General features: G+C 66.4%; 16 protein-coding genes. 6 read left to right on the plus strand and 10 right to left on the minus strand.

The window, feature by feature from the left end; all coding sequences use genetic code 11:
* Positions 1 to 8: 8 nt before the first annotated feature.
* Complete coding sequence (locus EV580_RS04680) at positions 9 to 842, minus strand: DoxX family protein (RefSeq protein ID WP_166654584.1); 834 nt, start codon at positions 840 to 842, stop codon at positions 9 to 11.
* 135 nt (positions 843 to 977) lie between these two features.
* Here EV580_RS04680 and EV580_RS04685 point away from each other — a divergent pair, with 135 nt between their 5' ends.
* Positions 978 to 2108 (plus strand): PQQ-dependent sugar dehydrogenase, encoded by a 1131-nt coding sequence (locus EV580_RS04685; protein ID WP_133689936.1) that lies wholly within the window; start codon positions 978 to 980, stop codon positions 2106 to 2108.
* A gap of 157 nt (positions 2109 to 2265) precedes the next feature.
* Positions 2266 to 3534 (plus strand): TetR/AcrR family transcriptional regulator, encoded by a 1269-nt coding sequence (locus tag EV580_RS04690; RefSeq protein WP_133689937.1) that lies wholly within the window; start codon positions 2266 to 2268, stop codon positions 3532 to 3534.
* 7 nt (positions 3535 to 3541) lie between these two features.
* Here EV580_RS04690 and EV580_RS04695 read toward each other — a convergent pair whose 3' ends face one another.
* From EV580_RS04695 to EV580_RS04720, 6 genes are all read right to left on the minus strand, one after another.
* Positions 3542 to 4756, minus strand: a complete 1215-nt coding sequence (locus EV580_RS04695) for a cytochrome P450 (RefSeq protein ID WP_133689938.1) — start codon at positions 4754 to 4756, stop codon at positions 3542 to 3544.
* A complete protein-coding gene (locus EV580_RS04700) occupies positions 4756 to 5763 on the minus strand; it encodes an SDR family oxidoreductase (RefSeq protein WP_133689939.1) in 1008 nt (335 codons plus the stop codon). The genes EV580_RS04695 and EV580_RS04700 overlap by 1 nt, the downstream gene beginning before the upstream one ends.
* Positions 5756 to 6886, minus strand: coding sequence for a spirocyclase AveC family protein (locus EV580_RS04705; RefSeq protein ID WP_133689940.1), 1131 nt, complete (start codon positions 6884 to 6886; stop codon positions 5756 to 5758). The genes EV580_RS04700 and EV580_RS04705 overlap by 8 nt, the downstream gene beginning before the upstream one ends.
* A 4-nt stretch (positions 6887 to 6890) precedes the next feature.
* Complete coding sequence (locus tag EV580_RS04710) at positions 6891 to 8009, minus strand: ABC transporter substrate-binding protein (protein ID WP_133689941.1); 1119 nt, start codon at positions 8007 to 8009, stop codon at positions 6891 to 6893.
* A 15-nt stretch (positions 8010 to 8024) separates the two neighbouring features.
* Positions 8025 to 8861, minus strand: a complete 837-nt coding sequence (locus EV580_RS04715) for a CbbQ/NirQ/NorQ/GpvN family protein (protein WP_133689942.1) — start codon at positions 8859 to 8861, stop codon at positions 8025 to 8027.
* 73 nt (positions 8862 to 8934) lie between these two features.
* Entirely contained in the window at positions 8935 to 10611 is a 1677-nt protein-coding gene (locus tag EV580_RS04720) for a nitric oxide reductase activation protein NorD (RefSeq protein WP_133689943.1), read from the minus strand.
* A 136-nt stretch (positions 10612 to 10747) separates the two neighbouring features.
* On the opposite strand from EV580_RS04720, the gene EV580_RS04725 reads away from it, so the two are divergent.
* The 3 genes from EV580_RS04725 to EV580_RS04735 are packed head-to-tail and all read left to right on the plus strand — an operon-like array spanning position 10748 to position 12906.
* Positions 10748 to 11716: an SDR family NAD(P)-dependent oxidoreductase gene (locus EV580_RS04725; protein ID WP_133689944.1), complete on the plus strand. Its 969-nt coding sequence runs from the start codon at positions 10748 to 10750 to the stop codon at positions 11714 to 11716.
* A gap of 3 nt (positions 11717 to 11719) precedes the next feature.
* The gene (locus EV580_RS04730) at positions 11720 to 12367 is read left to right on the plus strand and encodes a nitroreductase family protein (protein WP_133689945.1); all 648 of its coding nucleotides are present in this window, start codon (positions 11720 to 11722) and stop codon (positions 12365 to 12367) included.
* Positions 12364 to 12906 carry a nuclear transport factor 2 family protein gene (locus EV580_RS04735; protein WP_286171447.1) on the plus strand — a complete coding sequence of 181 codons (543 nt, stop codon included), beginning with the start codon at positions 12364 to 12366 and terminating at the stop codon, positions 12904 to 12906. The genes EV580_RS04730 and EV580_RS04735 overlap by 4 nt, the downstream gene beginning before the upstream one ends.
* A 99-nt stretch (positions 12907 to 13005) precedes the next feature.
* Here the strand turns inward: EV580_RS04735 and EV580_RS04740 are convergent, their stop codons facing one another.
* Positions 13006 to 13188: a hypothetical protein gene (locus EV580_RS04740; RefSeq protein WP_133689946.1), complete on the minus strand. Its 183-nt coding sequence runs from the start codon at positions 13186 to 13188 to the stop codon at positions 13006 to 13008.
* On the opposite strand from EV580_RS04740, the gene EV580_RS04745 reads away from it, so the two are divergent.
* Positions 13187 to 14152 carry a hypothetical protein gene (locus EV580_RS04745; RefSeq protein ID WP_133689947.1) on the plus strand — a complete coding sequence of 322 codons (966 nt, stop codon included), beginning with the start codon at positions 13187 to 13189 and terminating at the stop codon, positions 14150 to 14152. The two genes, EV580_RS04740 and EV580_RS04745, sit on opposite strands and share 2 nt — an antisense overlap.
* Positions 14153 to 14181: 29 nt before the next feature.
* Here the strand turns inward: EV580_RS04745 and EV580_RS04750 are convergent, their stop codons facing one another.
* Positions 14182 to 15390 carry a phosphoglycerate kinase gene (locus tag EV580_RS04750; protein ID WP_133689948.1) on the minus strand — a complete coding sequence of 403 codons (1209 nt, stop codon included), beginning with the start codon at positions 15388 to 15390 and terminating at the stop codon, positions 14182 to 14184.
* A 5-nt stretch (positions 15391 to 15395) separates the two neighbouring features.
* The gene (gene gap, locus EV580_RS04755) at positions 15396 to 16418 is read right to left on the minus strand and encodes a type I glyceraldehyde-3-phosphate dehydrogenase (RefSeq protein ID WP_133689949.1); all 1023 of its coding nucleotides are present in this window, start codon (positions 16416 to 16418) and stop codon (positions 15396 to 15398) included.
* Positions 16419 to 16574: the final 156 nt, after the last annotated feature.

Raw genomic sequence — 16574 nt, forward strand, 5'->3', positions numbered from 1 at the left:
ACGAATAGTTAGGCCAGCGGGTTGTTCCCGTGCAGGAAGAACCACGCCGCGATGCCGCCGCCGATGCCGAGCAGCAGCGCGATGAATGAGCCGATGAACGGACGACGGGCCCAGCCGCGTCCGCCGTCGAAGCCGTAGCGGCCCGGGCCGACCAGGATGACGGCACCGGCCGCCGCGATCAGCACCAGCAGGTACTCGAAGCCGTCGGGGCCGAAGACTGCGAGGTAGCCGTCCTGGCGCTGGGCCGCGACGATCGTGAGCACGCTGTTGACCAGGTAGGCCACTCCGCCGGCGGCGGCAAGCGGAGTGAACAGCCCGAGGATCAGCAGTACACCGACCAGGATCTGGGCGCCGGCACCGACGTACGTCAGGATGCCCGCGTGCTGGTAGCCGGCGTCGGCCAGCGCGGTCTTGAAGCCGTCCAGGCCCTGGCCACCCCACCAGCCGAACGCCTTCTGCAGGCCGTGACCGATGAAGACGGCGCCGACGGTCACCCGCAACAGCAGCAGCCCCAGGTCCTGGGTGCCTCTGCGCCCGGCGGCCTTGGCCCGCTCCTCTGCATCGATGGGCTCGATCTCCATCGGCGTCGCCTGCGAGGGCGTCGGATCGATATGCGGCTGCACATAGGGCAGCGGCTCGGGATCGTGCAGCAATCCGTAGCCGGTCGACGGCGCGGAGCCGGGCAGCCCGGAACCGTAATGGGGAATCGTCGTGGTCTCGAAATCGCCACCGTAGGTGGCCGAAGGCAGGTCGTCCTCGGGGTCGACTAGCTGGGCCGACACCGGTCGGGCCGAGGAGTCGTCGGGGCGCTGCCAGTGCGGATCGGGGCCTTGACTCGTCACGAAAGTCAGAGTAAGTGCAGTTCGCCGCAAATCGGGGATTTGAGCGGCGCTTCTGGCGGGCAATATTGCCTGGATTTCGCACCGCACACGGACCGTCGTGGCGAACATCGGCGCGATATCCGTAACCTGGCGGGCATGCAGGTACGCCGGTCGGTCCGTGGGGTGCTGGCCGTGTTTTGCGCAACGACGGTCGTGGCAGGGTTTTCGGCGGGGTGCGCGAAGTTCAACAACGACATCTCGCAGCCGTTCACCACCGCCCCACAGCTGGCACCCGGCCCGTCGACGCCGCCGCCCCCACCGCCGCCCCTGCCGCCCAAGCCGTTCCCGAAGGCCTGCCCCGCACCCGGCGTCATGCAGGGCTGCCTGGAGAGCACCAGCGGGTTGATCATGGGCCCCGACAGCAAGACCGCCCTGGTGGCCGAACGCACCACGGGCGCGATCAAGGATGTGTCCGTCAGCGCCGAGCCGAAGATCCACACCGTCATCCCGGTCGACCCGAGCGGAGACGGCGGACTGATGGACATCGTGCTGTCCCCGACGTACTCGCAGGATCGCCTGATGTACGCCTACATCAGCACGCCGAGCGACAACCAGGTGATCCGCATCGCCGACGGCGACATCCCCAAGCCCATCCTGACCGGGATTCCCAAGGGCGCCACCGGTAATACCGGGTCGATGATCTTCACCAGCCCGACGACGCTGGTGGTGCAGACCGGCGACGCGGGCAACCCCGCCCTGGCGACAGACCCGAAGTCATTGGCGGGCAAGGTGATCCGCCTGGAACAGCCCACGACGGTCAATCCCGCGCCGCCCACCACCGCACTGTCCGGGATGGGCCCGGCAGGTGGAATGTGCATCGATCCGACCGACAAGTCGCTCTACATCACCGACCGCAACCCGGCCGGCGATCGCCTGCAACGCATCTCGCCGGACGCCAAGACCACGACGGTCTGGACGTGGCCGGACAAGCCCGGGGTCGCCGGATGCGCGGCGTTGGACGGCACGGTGCTGGTGAACCTGGTCAACGCCAAGCAGACCGTCGCGGTCCGGCTGGCGCAGGGCACCGGCGCGGTGACCGGCGAGCCCGAGGTGGTGCGCCAGGACACCCACGGCCACGCCTGGGCGCTGGAAGTGGCACCGGACGGAAACATCTGGGGCGCAACGGTCAACCGCACCGCCGGGGACGCCGAGAAGCTGGACGACGTGGTGTTCCCGCTCTTCCCGCAGGGTGGCGGCTTCCCGCGCAGCAACGCGGACAACACCTAAGGCGTCTACCAAACGGATCTCCCGCCGGCCGTCGTCGGCAATCGACATTCGCAGGTGAGCGCCCTGTTGCCCACGTGACTTCTGGTAGCGTCTACCAAATATCGGGTCAGCGGGGTACGGACTACCAGCCTTTGGAGGAGTCGTGGGGCGTTCGCGCATGACGCCAAAGCTGGGCACGGGCAACGCCTACGACGACGGCACCCGGCGAACCGAGATATTGCAGACGGCGGCGTCGATCATCGCCACCTCCGGACTGCGGACCTCGCTGCAGGAAATCGCCGACGCGGCAGGCATTCTGCCCGGTAGCCTCTACCACCACTTCGACTCCAAAGAAGCGATCCTCGTCGAGCTGCTGCACCGCTACCACGAGGATCTCGATCGCATTGCGGCCGAGGCACAGACCAGACTGAACGACCCCACCTTTCGGCCGGCCTTCGACCAGATCGCCGAGCTGTCCACGGCGATCGCGCAGTGCGCGGTGACTCATCGCGCGGCGCTGCAGATGTCGTTCTACGAGGGCCCCAGCTCCAATCACGAGCTGACCACACTGGCGGCCAGACGCCCGACCGCGCTGCTTCAGTCGATGCTGGAGACCCTTCGCGCGGCGCGGTGGAGCGGCTACCTGCGATCCGATGTCGACCTGGCCGTGCTGGCCGAGCGGATCGTGCAGACGATGCTGCAGATCGGACTCGACGTGATCCGGGGTAACGCGGGACCGGACAAGTCCGCGGTGCTGCTGTGCCGAATCCTGCTGGAGGGCCTGGCCGCCGGTAGCCCCACCGACGAACAACTGGACGCCTCGGCGGCTTTCCACGCCGCCGATGCGGTCGTCCGGTCGTGGACCGACGACGCCGATGCCGAACCCGATGACAAGGCCGCCCACGTACGAGCCGTCGCCAGAGCCGAATTCGGCAAGAAGGGCTATGAGGTCACCACCGTTCGTGACATCGCGTCGGCCGCCGGAATGGGCACGGGCACCGTCTACCGGCTGATCGGGTCGAAAGATCAACTGCTGGCCTCGATCATGCAGTCCTTCGGCGAGAAGGTCGCCATGGGCTGGTCCGAGGTGCTTGCGGCCGACTCCACGATCATCGAGAAGCTGGACGCATTGAGCTGGATCAACACCAATGCGATGGACCGCTTCGCCGACGAGTTCCGCATTCAGCTGGCGTGGATGCGCCAGTCTCCCCCGGACACCCCCAACCCCGGCTGGTTGTTCACCAAGCGGGTACGGCAGATGAAAAGCCTTCTGGCTGAAGGGATCAAGTCCGGCGAGATCGATATCGACTGCCCGTCGAACGATCTGCTGGCACGGTCGATCATCGGTGTCGGCTGGATACCCGAATCCATCCTTCGGGAGGTCGGCACCCGCGCGTCGCTGCTGTGTGTGCGGGACACGATGCTGCGCGGTGTGGTCGTGACGTGACGGTCCGCTAGCTGGGATCGAACAGCACCGGCAGCGACGTCGGCGACCGGAACACCTGGCCGCGGATGTGCGGGTCGTCGCCGTCGGGGTCCATGCGCAGGTTGGGCAGCCGGTCGAGCAACAGGTTGACGGCAGTCCGCATCTCCAGCCGTGCCAGATGCATGCCGAGGCACACGTGTACGCCGTATCCCCAGCCGAGATTGCTGCGCGGCTCGCGGAACAGGTCGAACGTGTCCGGATCCGGCCAGCGGTCCTCCTGCCGGTTCGCCGCACCCAGCATCGGCATCACCGACGCGCCCGCGGGGATCGCCACCCCGCCGAGTTCGGTGTCACGGGTGGCGACCCGAGTGATGGTGAGCAGCGGCGGATTCCACCGCACCCCTTCCTCGATCGCCGCAGGCAAGAGCGAGCGGTCGTTGCGCACCGCCTCCAGCTGAGCGGGATCCGACAGCAGGGCGAACAGCAGATTACCCAGCGACCGGTAGGTGGTTTCCACGCCGGCGGGCAGCAGCAGACGCAGGAACGAGAAGATCTCCTCGTCGGCGAGCTTCTCGCCGTCGATCTCCGCGGCGGCCAGCAAGCTGATCAGATCATCCCGCGGTTCAGCCCGGCGGGCCTCTAGGATCGGCCGGTAGTACTCGACCAGTGCGGCCGAGGCAGCAAGGCCGCGTTCGGGATTCATGATCCAGCTGAGTAGCGAGATCGACCAGCGCTGAAATTGCGGATAGTCCTCCTCGGGAAGGCCGAGCAGTCCGGCGATGATCCGGCTCGGGTAGGTGAACGTGAACTCCTTCACCAGATCCGCCTTGCCATTCGCGACGAACGAGTCGATCAGCTCGTTGCCCACCCGCGCGACCAACTCGTCCTGGAACCGGGCAAGTGACTTCTGCGAGAACGCTTTCGAGATCAACGCCCGCAACCGGCCGTGCACCGGCTCGTCCATACCCAGCATCACCCGCTCGCCCAGCACCGGGCCGAAGGCGGCGATGACGCCCGACGACGAGAACGTCTCGTTGTCGCGCAGCATCTGCTGCGCCTCCTCGAAGCGGTACACGATGAAAACAGGTAGACCGGCCTCTCCGGGCATCGCCGACCCTTCGATGCGCTGCACCGGCTCCTCCCGACGCAGCCGTGCCAGTTCCGGGAACGGGTCCCGCACATTGCCGGACACGACGTCGTCGAAGGAACCGAAGTCCTCGAGGTCGTCGAAAAGCTGTTCCATTACTGCTCCTTCTGTTGCTGCGGTGGCTGTTTCGCAGCTGAACGTTTGGCGGCGGCCGCGACGAGGCGCTGCATCACCGGCTGCGGGATGACTTTCATGGCAAGCACCATGGCCCGCTGGGCCGCGGTCAGCGGAAACGCACCGCCACGCATCGAGCCTTGGCGAGGGATGCCGAGCACGATCCGTGACATATGGTGCATACCGGACGCTGGAAGAATTCTGTTGGACACCAACAACATCGATGCATCCGGACCGACGCCGTGGCGACGGAACGGACCGCTGTCGGCGAGTGCATTCACCAGTCCGTCGGCAAAGCGTTCCGGCGGTCTGGCAAGTTTCATCGCAAAGCGGCCACGGGTGTCCATCGTTTGGTGCAGCCGCGCGTAGGGGCCGCTGAAGTCGCGGTCATCCGTTGTCCCGGCGTCCGTGATGATCTCGGTGTCGTAGGTGCCGGTGATCAGCACAGTCACGCCGAGACCGAACGGCGCGATCTCGGCGGCCAACGATTCGCCCCAGCGTTCCATTGCCCCCTTGCTCGCGGAGTAGGGCGCGGTGGCGGGCTGCCCGCGTACCCCGGCCGAGCTGCACACCAGAACGATCCGGCCCTCCCCTGCTGCCCTCATCGACGGCAGAAGCGCATTGGTCAGCACCACCGGACCGATCACGTGGGTGGCGAACATGCGTTGCCATAGCTCCACGTCCGTCTCTTCGGACATCCCGGCCGAAGAGATTCCGGCGTTGTGCACCACGGCGTACGGCGCACCGACCTGTTCTTCAATAGCCTTGGCGGCTGCCGAAACCGACGCATTGTCCATGAGGTCCAGCTGCACACCGATCAATCGGTCGTCGTCCTCACTCGCACCGGTCGCTTCGCGGAGTAAGGGCATGCCACGGTCGGGGGTGCGCATCGCGGCGACCACCCGCCAGCCTTCGCGGTACAGCCGCACCGCCGAGGCGAACCCCAAACCGCGGGCCGCGCCGGTGATGACGACGGTGCGATCACCCATTGGCGTTCTCGGTTGCGCATCGGTTACTCGTCGAACCGAGTTCGACGTCGGTGTTTCGCGACGGCCCCTGCTGCCACGTGGACCACTTGCCTACCGAGTAAGGTCCTTGCGCTCCATTCGCCCGGTAATAACCCTGCGGGTCGTAGACCTTCGCTTCGGGATAGGGCCACGGACACGCCACCGAGGTGGCCGCGCCGCTGGCCTTGATCACCCAGAACCAGCCGCCGTAGACGAAATACGAGATGTTGATGATCGTGAACATCACGATGAACATGCCCAGCACCGGCTTCGTCGGGAAGAGCTTGGCCTTCGCGGCAAGCTTCTCGGCCACCGACTTTCCGGTGTCGTCGCGGTAGACGAGAATCGCCGCCGGGATCATCACGAACGTCACCGACAGTGACTCCCACAGCAGCGGGAACTGGAAAGTGCTGCCGGCGAACAGTGTTCCCCACGGAATCGCCTGTGAGTAGATGTAGAGCCCGGTCCAGACCAGGCTGATCTCCAGCATCGCGTCGAAGAGGAAACCGATGACCAATACCAGCAGTCCGAGGCTGATCAGCGGGTGCCGGCTGACGAATGACTCGGGACCCTTTCTGGCCTGCAGCTTGCGCAGGATCCAGATCGCTGGGAAGTACGGGCCGAAATAGAAAGTCACATAACCGAACACGATGAAGGGCTCCACCGTCGGCGACATCATGATCAGGTACCAGGACTCCGGCCAATGCATCAGCGCCGGGTTGTACACCGCGTATGGCGACCAGTTCATGATCGGGTCCTGCCACACGATCAGCGTGGTGACCAGAACCATCATCAACACCGGGCTGCCGGGGTTCTTGCGCCAACCGCGAATGAAGACGACGGTCAGCACCACGACCATGATCGCGGCGCCGATCTGCGGGACGAGCTGCCAATGGTCCCAACTGTTGAGGAAATCGACCGGACGAGGCCGGCCTTCGACATTCGGGTTCGCCACTCGCGGGTCGACAGCGGTGCGCCCGACCACGAGGAACAGTCCGAGGAAGCCGAGCCAGGCCAGCAGCGCGACCACCCGGCCCCAGTTCGGCCCCGTGCGCTTCGGCTCCACCGGCGGCGCCGGTTCGACAAGAGGTTCTTTCGTGGTCATCGAGTCAGCCTTCCTCTCCGAAACGATCGACCAAGTGCGAGTTCACCCCGTCGGCGTCGAGCGTGCGGGCCACCAGATACCCCGACCCCATCCAGGCCCGTCGCGTCCACTTGCCAAGGGACACCCGGGTTCCCGGCGCACCGGAAGCCGCGGGCAGCATCTTCACGCGCTCCAGCGCCTCCTTCACGCCCCGTGGGCTGAGCGGATGCGCGTCGGCGAAGGCGCGCACCAGCGTGGCGGCCACGTCGTGATTGACGACAGTCACGCAATACTCGGGCCGACTCCCGTCATAGCGCTGCGCGTAACGGTCCAGCCATGCCTGCCCGATCGGGTTGCCCTCGTCGTATTGGTCGACCCCGATCCAGCCCATGAAGGCGTTCCACATGATCGGGTTCACCCAGGCGTTCTGGAACGCGGTGGTGGTGAACCGTGGCGGATCCCATTCCAGCGCCTCCAGCACCGGGTTGATGAACACGATGCCGAAGCCAAAGCCCAGGTGCACAACGGCCTCGGCCTTCGCCTCGTGCAGCGCGCGGACGGCCCCGTCGATGTCCTGCGCTGTCTGCGCGATCGCAGCCTCGGCGACGATACGAATACCCTTGCGGCGGCAGGCACTTCGAAGGTTCTTCAGATAGCTCTCGCCGATCAGGCTCTGTTCGACGAGCACGCCGATCTCGGTCAGCCCCCGCTTGGCAATCAGGTCGACGATGAAGATCGGCTCGTCGGTCATCGAGCCCTGAGGGAACGCGAAAGTCCATTCCCCGAGCCAGTCGTCGGTGCCCGTCACGCTGATCGCGGGCACTTTGAAACGTTCCTCGATCGCCTCGCGCACCGGCACACAGTTGTCGGTGATGTTCGGCCCGAACACCACCAGGCAGCCCTCGTCGACGAGCTCGCCGTAGGCATCGATCACAGCCTTGACGCTGCCCTTGGGCAAGCCCTCGACTTCCTTGTAGATCATCTGAACCGGCCGGTCGATATAACCGTCGGCCATGGCTTCTTCGAAGACCAGCTCGAAGCACCGGGTGAACGACAACAGGAGTTCCTCGGGGAATCCGGGTGGCAGTGTGAAGTCCATCAGGTAGCCGACTTTGATCGGCTCGGCGGTGCTCTCGTAGGACATGCGGTCTCCCGGTGGTCAGTTGGCTGCGGACAGGTAGACGTCGATCATTTCCGCGAGGCCACGGCCGACGACGGCATCGTCGGTCAGCGGACCCGCGATCGCGGCCAGCGCCGCCTCGCGCATCGGCAACCCTTCGGCGATCAGCCGGCCGGCCGCGATCAGCACCCGGGTCGAGGCCACCTCGCGGAGCCCGCCGGTCTCCAGCCTGCGTACTGCCTGACCGAAGCGCACCAGCTCCGCGGCTACCGCCGGGTCCACGCCCGCTTCGTGAACCACGATGCCCTCCTCGACTTCCGGTGCGGGGAAACCGAATTCGATGGCGACCATGCGCTGCCGGGTGGAGTCCTTGAGATCCTTCAGGACACTTTGGTAGCCCGGGTTGTAGGACACCACGAGTCCGAAACCGGGTGCGGCGTCCAGTGTTACGCCGAGCCGCTCGATGGGCAGCTGACGGCGGTGGTCGGCGAGCGGATGCAGCACCACGGTGGTGTCCTGGCGGGCCTCCACCACCTCGTCGAGGTAGCAGATGGCACCGTCGCGCACCGCGCGGGTCAGCGGGCCGTCGACCCACACCGTCTCGTCGCCGCGCAACAGGTAGCGCCCGACCAGGTCGGCGGTGGTGAGATCGTCGTGGCACGCGACAGTGATGAGCGGACGACCGAGATCGTGGGCCATCGCCTCGACGAAGCGCGTCTTGCCGCACCCCGTGGGCCCCTTGAGTACCAGCGAAAGCCCTTGCCGATAAGCCGCCTTGAAGACGGTCTCCTCGTTTCCGACCGGTCGGTAGTAGGGGCGCTCACCCACAGGCAGGCATGCGGCCCCGTTCTGGCGCTCGAGCTTGTCCGCAACCACTCAGTCTTTCCCTTCCCCGCGTCGCTGCGGTGTTTCGCAGCCTATCCGGAACAGATGTTTGTTTCAAGCATGGTCACGACACCTGCCGTCGGACTTCGGCGGCGCGGACCGCGGACCGGAACAGCGGCCCGATCACGCCTGTGAGCTGCTCGGGACGGCCCACCATCGCGTATGCGGCACTGCCGAAGATGTCCCGGAGCGACGCCGAGTCGACGTTGGCGCCAACGGTCAGACATACACAGCCGGTGCCGCTGCGGCGGGCTTCGGTCAGCGCCCGGCGCGCATCGGCCGCGCCGTATCCGCGCTCGTATCCGTGGTCATAGGCGAGACCATCCGACACCACCACGAGCAGCCGCCGCGAGGTGCCACCGCGCTCCTCCAGCACCCGGGTCCCGTGCCGGATCGCCGCACCCAGCCGGGAGTACGCGGCGGGTTGCACGCTGTTGAGCCTGCGCATCACCCGGGTGTCCAGATGATCGTCCATCCGCTTGATCGGAATGATGTTCACCGCCGAGCGGCCCTGGGAGTTGTATCCATACAGCGCGACGCGATCACCGAGGTCGTTCAGCGCGACGACGAGGTTGGCCGCGGCAATCAGTTGCTGCTCGTGGACGGTCTTGCCCACGGTGCCGGCCTCGGCGGACGAGCCCGACACGTCGAGCAACACCAGTACCGACAGGTCCCGGCGACGACGCAGGCTGTCGAGGTAGACCGCCTCGTCCGGGACCGAACCGGCCCGCACCTCGACCCTCGCCGCGACGGCGGCATCGATGTCGATGTCATCGCCCTGGGACTGGCGATGCCGACGGTGCAGACCCATGCCGAGGCGTGCCAGCGGCCGCCGGAATGCGATGGCATCGTCGATGGCGGGCGACGCGTCGGGCTTGATCCGCGGTTCGACTTCGCGCACGGTGCACCAGTCGGGGCGGTACTTCTTCTGATCGACATCCCACTCGGGATAGGTCACCCCACTCACTGTGGGATCCGTTGCCTCCTCGGTGATCACCGAGGCGGTGGAGGCCACAGCGTGGCGGCCACGATTCGCCGAATTGACGCGATGGGTGGGCGAATCCGCTCCCGGCGGCCCGCCGCCTGAACTGCCCGCGCGCGTCGAGGACAACAGCTTCTTGAACCACTTTCCGATGAAGCCGCCGCCACCGACGGGGCTACTGAACAGGTCCGGATCGTCATCGCCCGTTGGTAATTCGCCATCGTCGAGCTCGTCGAGTTCGCGGTTGCCCTGATTGCGCGGAACGTGGCCGATGGCGTCCTTGCCCACCGCTTTCGCGGCGCGCTCAGCGAGGTCGAGAATCTGCTTCGGCCGGATCACCCCGAACGACGCAGGCGCCTCCGCGACCGGCGCCGAACTCTTCGCAATCGCCAACGAGTCAGCAGCAGAGCGGCTTTGGCTCGCACAGAGGTCAGCCGGCCATGCCAGAGCGGCGGGAAGAATGTCGGCGTTGGCCAGCACCGCGCGGCGCCCTTCGACCGCGAGATACCGCGTCGCAGTCTTTCTGCTCTTGGCGAGCTTCTTCACGATGCCGGCGTCGAGACTGCCCGCCGCGATCAGCGAGGCCTGAACGGCAATCGCCTCGATGATGGCGCGCGGCGAGGCCGACGGGTCGACGACGATGCTCTGCCCGTCGGTCCAGGGCGGCGAGCCGGACGCGCCGGGCGTGACGACTACCAGTTGCCCGGCGAAAGCCGACGCAGTCACGGCCAGTCGGGTGAGCACATCGTCGTCAGTCAACGAGCACCTCCACGCCTCCGGCCGTCCACGATCTTTGTTGACCAAATATCTGTTCCAACGTATGGTTCGAGCGGGCGGCCGTCAACCGACCCTCTGGGCGGCCGCACCTAAGCACCGAATTGACAAGGGTGATGACATGATCGACTTCACCGGCCAATCAGTGATCGTGACCGGCGCCGGACGTGGCCTGGGCCGGCTCTATGCACTCGATCTGGCTCGCCGTGGGGCGGCGGTCGTGGTCAACGACATCGGGTCGACGATGCGCGGAGACGGGACCGACTCCTCGGTCGCCGATGCGGTGGTCGACGAGATCCTCGGCGCCGGCGGGCGCGCCGTTGCCTCGCACGACTCGGTGGATACCGCCGAGGGCGGCGCGGCGATCGTGGAGACCGCGGTGAGCGCGTTCGGCCGCCTGGATGCCGTCGTCAGCAATGCGGGCATCTTTGGCAGCGTTGCCTTCGACGAGCTTTCACACGAAGACTGGGCCCGGATGTTGCGGGTCCACCTCGACGGAGGTTTCCACCTGTCTCAGCCCGCCTACCGGGTGATGAAGGCAGGTGGTGGCGGACGGTTCGTGTTCATCTCCTCGTCGGCCGGAGTGTTCGGGCAACCGATGGAGGCGCACTACGCGGCGGCCAAGGCCGGTCTCATCGGGTTGACGAATGTCATTGCGATAGAGGGCGAAGCGCACGGCATCCTGGCCAACGCCGTTTTGCCGACCGGCTTTTCCCGGATGGTGACCGAGACGGTCGGCGACGAGAAATTCCTCGCCGAATCCGGTTTCATGCGTGTCATCCGGCCCGAACTGGTGGTGCCGTTGGTGGTGTTCTTGGCAAGTAGGGCTTGCACTTTCACCCACCGCAACTATTCGGCGTGCGCGGGACGCTACGCCAGGGCGTTCGTCGGGCTCAGCGACGGCTGGCTGGCCGGTGCCGATGCCGAGCCGGCGGCTGAAGACATCGCCGACCACCTTGAGCAGATCTCGGCAACCGAGAACTTCATCGTGCCGAACTCGATCGTCGACGAGGTGTTGGAGGTGTGCGACCGCTTGGGCGTCAGCGCGATGCCGGGCGACGCCGAAGTCGAATTCCCCGAGCCGGCGTAACTGATGGACGCCGAAACGCTGCTCAGCACAACACGATCCGTCCGCAAGGCGCTCGATGTCGGTGCGCCTGTCGATCTCACGGAGATCCGCGACTGCCTGCGGATCGGGCTGCAAGCGGCCAACGGATCCAACCAGCAGGCATGGCGCTGGGTCATTGTCACCGACCCGTCATTGCGTACTGCCATCGCCGACCTGTATCGACAGTCCTATCTCGACAAGGTGGGCGGCCAGTTCCTCGCCGGGTTGTTGCCCGCAGGGACTCCCGGGGCGGCACTGATGAGCTCGACCGAGTGGCTGGTGGAACACCTGGCCGATGTGCCCGTGTTGGTCATCCCGTGCTATGAGCCGACGTATCCACGGCAAGAGGGTGACGAGTCCTTCCGCCTGGCCACGCTGTACGGCTCGATCTTCCCCGCAGTGTGGAACTTTCAACTCGCGCTGCGCACCCGCGGGTACGGCACCTGCATCACCACCTTGCACCTGCATCACGAGGCAAGGGTGCGAGATCTGCTGGGTATCCCGGAGACCTATGTTCAGGGGTGCCTGTTGCCGGTGGCCCGGCTGCGCGCGGGTTACGAGTTCCGCCCGGCACCGCGCAGACCGCTCGACGAGGTCGTCGCTGTGAACGGCTGGGACGGCATGGCGCCGTGATCGACGACGATCTGCTCCCCCATCTTCGGGAGATGAAGGACCGTGCCGACATTCACGACTGCATGCAGCGGTACGCCCGAGGGATGGACCGCCAGGACCGCGCTCTGCTGCGCTCGGCCTACCACGACGGTGCCATCGACGATCATGTCGGATTCATCGGTGACGTCGAGGATTTCATCGACTGGGCGTTCGCCTATCACTCGACCCAGACCCGGTATCAGCACTTCTTGCTGAACCACTCCGCCGAGATCGACGGCGACACCGCGCATGCCGAGACCTACTACCTGTTCGTCGGCACCGACCGGCAACCTCCTGATCACATGACGATCTCGGGCGGACGCTACGTCGACCGGCTGGAACGGCGGGACGGGCGGTGGGCGATCATCGCCCGGGTCTGCGTCGTCGAGTGGAACACCGAATCGACCTCGCAGCTGACCGACGCGATCATCGCGATGGTGCCGGCGATGCGGCCCGCGACCAAGGATCACACCGACCCGTCCTACGATCGCCCGCTGGTGGCCGAGCGCCCGCCTCACTGAACGCGTTGACACGCAGGCATATCGGTTTCATAAAGGAATCGGCCGGATCTTGTGTTGACCGCCCATCCCGATGACGATCTTGATGGCCAATCGAGATCGTCACGGACGGGGAATCGTGTCACCGAATATCCACCGCCCGGCGGTCATCTCGGCCTGTAGCGCGGCCCTGATCTCGTTGAGCTGCATCAGTAGTCCCCTGGCCGGCGCCGAGCCCAGCCCGGGCGTGCCGTGCGGCAGCATCATCGAACAGTTCGCCGCTTCCCCGACAGCGGTGCCGGACATGCTCGGCAACGCCGCCTCGGCCGTCGGCGGGGCACTCCCTGACTCCGCGGCACTGGCCCCGGCTCCCGTCCCAGTCGCCGCTCCCGCTGCCGCGGAGCCGGTGGTGGCCGCACCGATCACCGATAGTGCGCTGACCCCCGCGCCGCCGGCCGCAGTACCCGTCGTTCCCGTGGCCGCCCTGCCTGTGCCGGTGGTACCGGCCCCGGTGGTCGTGCCCGCCGCCCCCGTCGGGGCAGCCGCCGTACCCGCACCTGTCGCGGTGCCCGCACCCGTCGCGGTGCCCGCACCCGTCGCGGTGCCGGCCGCGGCTCCCGTTCCGGTCGTACCTGTCGAGGCCGTCGCGCCGATGGCAGCCGCCCCGGTACCCGGCCCGGCACCCGTCACCGATGTCGTCCCGGTCGCCGACATCTCGCCGGCTCCGCCGATCACCGCGCCGGCAGCCGAAGCCGCCCCGGTCGTGGAGGCCGCCGCGGCTCCCCCGGTGATGCCGGTTGAACCCGCGCCACTGGCCGCGCCGGTAGCCGCCGGCCCGGAAATCCCGGCGGTGCCTGCGGGCGAGCTGTTCTCACTGACCCCGGAAGCCGCTGCCGTTCCGGAAGTGGCACCGATTCCCGACACCGCCGCGGTGCCGATGGCCGCGCCCGTCGAAGACGCCGCGCTCGTCGCACCGGCGCCTGTTCCCGCAGCCGCGGTACCGGTCGTGGTGCCGCCGGTTCCCCTGCCGGTGGGCGCACCGGTACCTGTCGTCGTGGCTCCCGCGGCCGCGCCGACGGCGTTGACGCCGCCGCTTCCGGTTCAGGCCCTCGTCGACGCGATACCGGGCGGACAGCTGCTCCCCGACCAGATTCCGTTGCCGCACGATCTAGTGTGCGAAGGCACCGCATGGTCGGCCCACGCCACCACCGATGGCACCCAGCACGAGCCGCACGCCGCGCGCCCGCCGTTCTGGGCGGACAAGCCGTAACGGCTACTGCAGCCACTGAACGCGCACTCCTAGTTGAGGATGTCGATACCGGGTAGTTCTTTGCCCTCAAGGTATTCCAGGGATGCGCCGCCGCCGGTGGAAATGTGGGAGAAACCGTCTTCGGGCAGGCCGAGTTGACGCACGGCGGCTGCTGAGTCGCCGCCACCGACCACGCTGAACGCGCCCTTGGCGGTGGCGCCGATGATGGCTTCGGCCACTCCCTTGGTGCCCGCGGCGAACGCCGGGAACTCGAAGACGCCCATCGGGCCGTTCCAGAAGATCGTGCGCGCATTCGACAGCAGCGTGGTGAACCGTTTCACCGACTCCGGGCCGATATCCAAACCCATCGTCCCGTCCGGAATACGATCAGCGGCAACGGTTTCCGGGGTGGAGTCGGCCGCGAACTTCTCGGCGACCACGATGTCCACCGGCAGATGGATCACATCCCCGTAGGTCTCCAACAGCCCCTTGCAGGTTTCGATCATCTCAACCTGGCACAGCGAGGTACCCACCGACACTCCTTGCGCGGCAAGGAAGGTGAAACACATACCACCACCGATGATGATGCTGTCGGCCTTGGTGGCCAGGTTCTCGATCACGGCCAGCTTGTCCGACACTTTCGACCCGCCCAACACCACCGCATACGGGCGGTCGGTCGAGCTGGTCAACGCCTCGAGCACCTTGACCTCAGCAGCCACCAGCGTGCCCGCATAATGCGGCAACAGCGTCGCGACGTCATACACCGAGGCTTGCTTGCGGTGCACCACACCGAAACCATCCGAGACGAAAGCGCCGTCGTCGCCGACCAATTCGACCAACGCCGCGGCCAACTTGCCCCGCTCGGCGTCATCCTTACTGGTCTCCCGCGGATCGAACCGGATGTTCTCCAACAGCAACACATCACCGTCGGTCAACCCCTCGGCACGAGCCAACGCATCGGTACCGACCACATCACCGGCGAGCTGGACGTGACGGCCCAGCGCCTCAGACAGCGCGGCGGCCACCGGCGCCAGCGAGAACTCCGGCTCCGGACCACCCTTGGGCCGGCCCAGGTGCGCGGTCACCACAACCTTCGCTCCGGCATCAGCCAGCGCCTTCAGCGTCGGCACCGACGCCAGGATGCGCCCCGGATCAGTGATGGTCCCGCCGTCGAGGGGGACGTTGAGATCCGAGCGGACCAGAACGCCCCGACCCGCAACACCTTCGGCCAGCAGATCAGACAGTGTCTTGACGGCCATCGCTATTACAGGGACTTGCCGACCAGCGCGACCAGGTCCACCAGACGGTTGGAGTAGCCCCACTCGTTGTCGTACCAGGACACGACCTTGGCCTGGTTGTCGATGACCTTGGTCAAACCGCTATCGAAGATCGAGCTGTGCGGGTCGGTCACGATGTCGCTGGAGACGATCGGTGCGTCGTAGTACTTCAGGATGCCCTTGAGCTTGCCGTCGGCGGCGGCCTTCATGGCGGCGTTGATCTCCTCGGCGGTGGCCGACTTGCTCAGCTCGGCGGTCAGGTCGGTGACCGAGCCGGTGGGGATCGGCACCCGCAGCGCGTAGCCGTCGAGCTTGCCCTTCAACTCGGGGAGCACCAGGCCGATGGCCTTGGCCGCGCCGGTCGAGGTGGGCACGATGTTCAGCGCGGCGGCGCGCGCGCGACGCAGGTCGCTGTGCGGGCCGTCTTGCAGGTTCTGGTCCTGGGTGTAGGCGTGGATCGTGGTCATCAAGCCCTTGACGATGCCGAACTCGTCGTTGAGGACCTTGGCCAGCGGGCCCAGGCAGTTCGTGGTGCACGACGCATTCGAGATGATGTTCTGGCTGCCGTCGTACTTGTCGTCATTGACGCCCAGCACGATCGTGATGTCCTCATCAGAGGCCGGCGCGGAGATGATGACCTTCTTCGCCCCCGCATCCAGGTGGCCCTTGGCTTTCTCCCGCTTGGTGAAGATGCCGGTGGACTCCACCACGATGTCGACACCCAGGTCGCCCCAGGGGATGTCGGCCGGTCCGGCCTTGACCTCCAGCGCCTTGATCTTGGTGTCGCCGACGACGATGGTGTCCTCGCCTTCGAGGCTCACCTCATAGGGCAGCCGGCCCAGGATGGAGTCGAACTTCAGCAGATGCGCAAGAGACGCGTTATCGGTCAGGTCGTTGACCGCGATGATCTCGATATCGGTGTTCTTGCCCTGCGCCTTCTGCGCGTCAAGAGCCCGGAAGAAGTTGCGCCCGATTCGACCGAAGCCGTTAACGCCAACCCGGATGGTCACCTTGTCTCTCTCCCGTCGAGTACTCGCATTACCGGGACACACCGTAGGGGGCGACGTACGGCTGCGGTGTCCCCCAGATAGGGGGAACCACAGTGGGATAACGGTGTCCGTAGTCACCACATCACCCCGGGAGCCCCCGCTACGGGGGTAGGCGCC

This window comes from Mycobacterium sp. BK086 (genome assembly GCA_004362315.1).
Lineage (GTDB): Bacteria > Actinomycetota > Actinomycetes > Mycobacteriales > Mycobacteriaceae > Mycobacterium.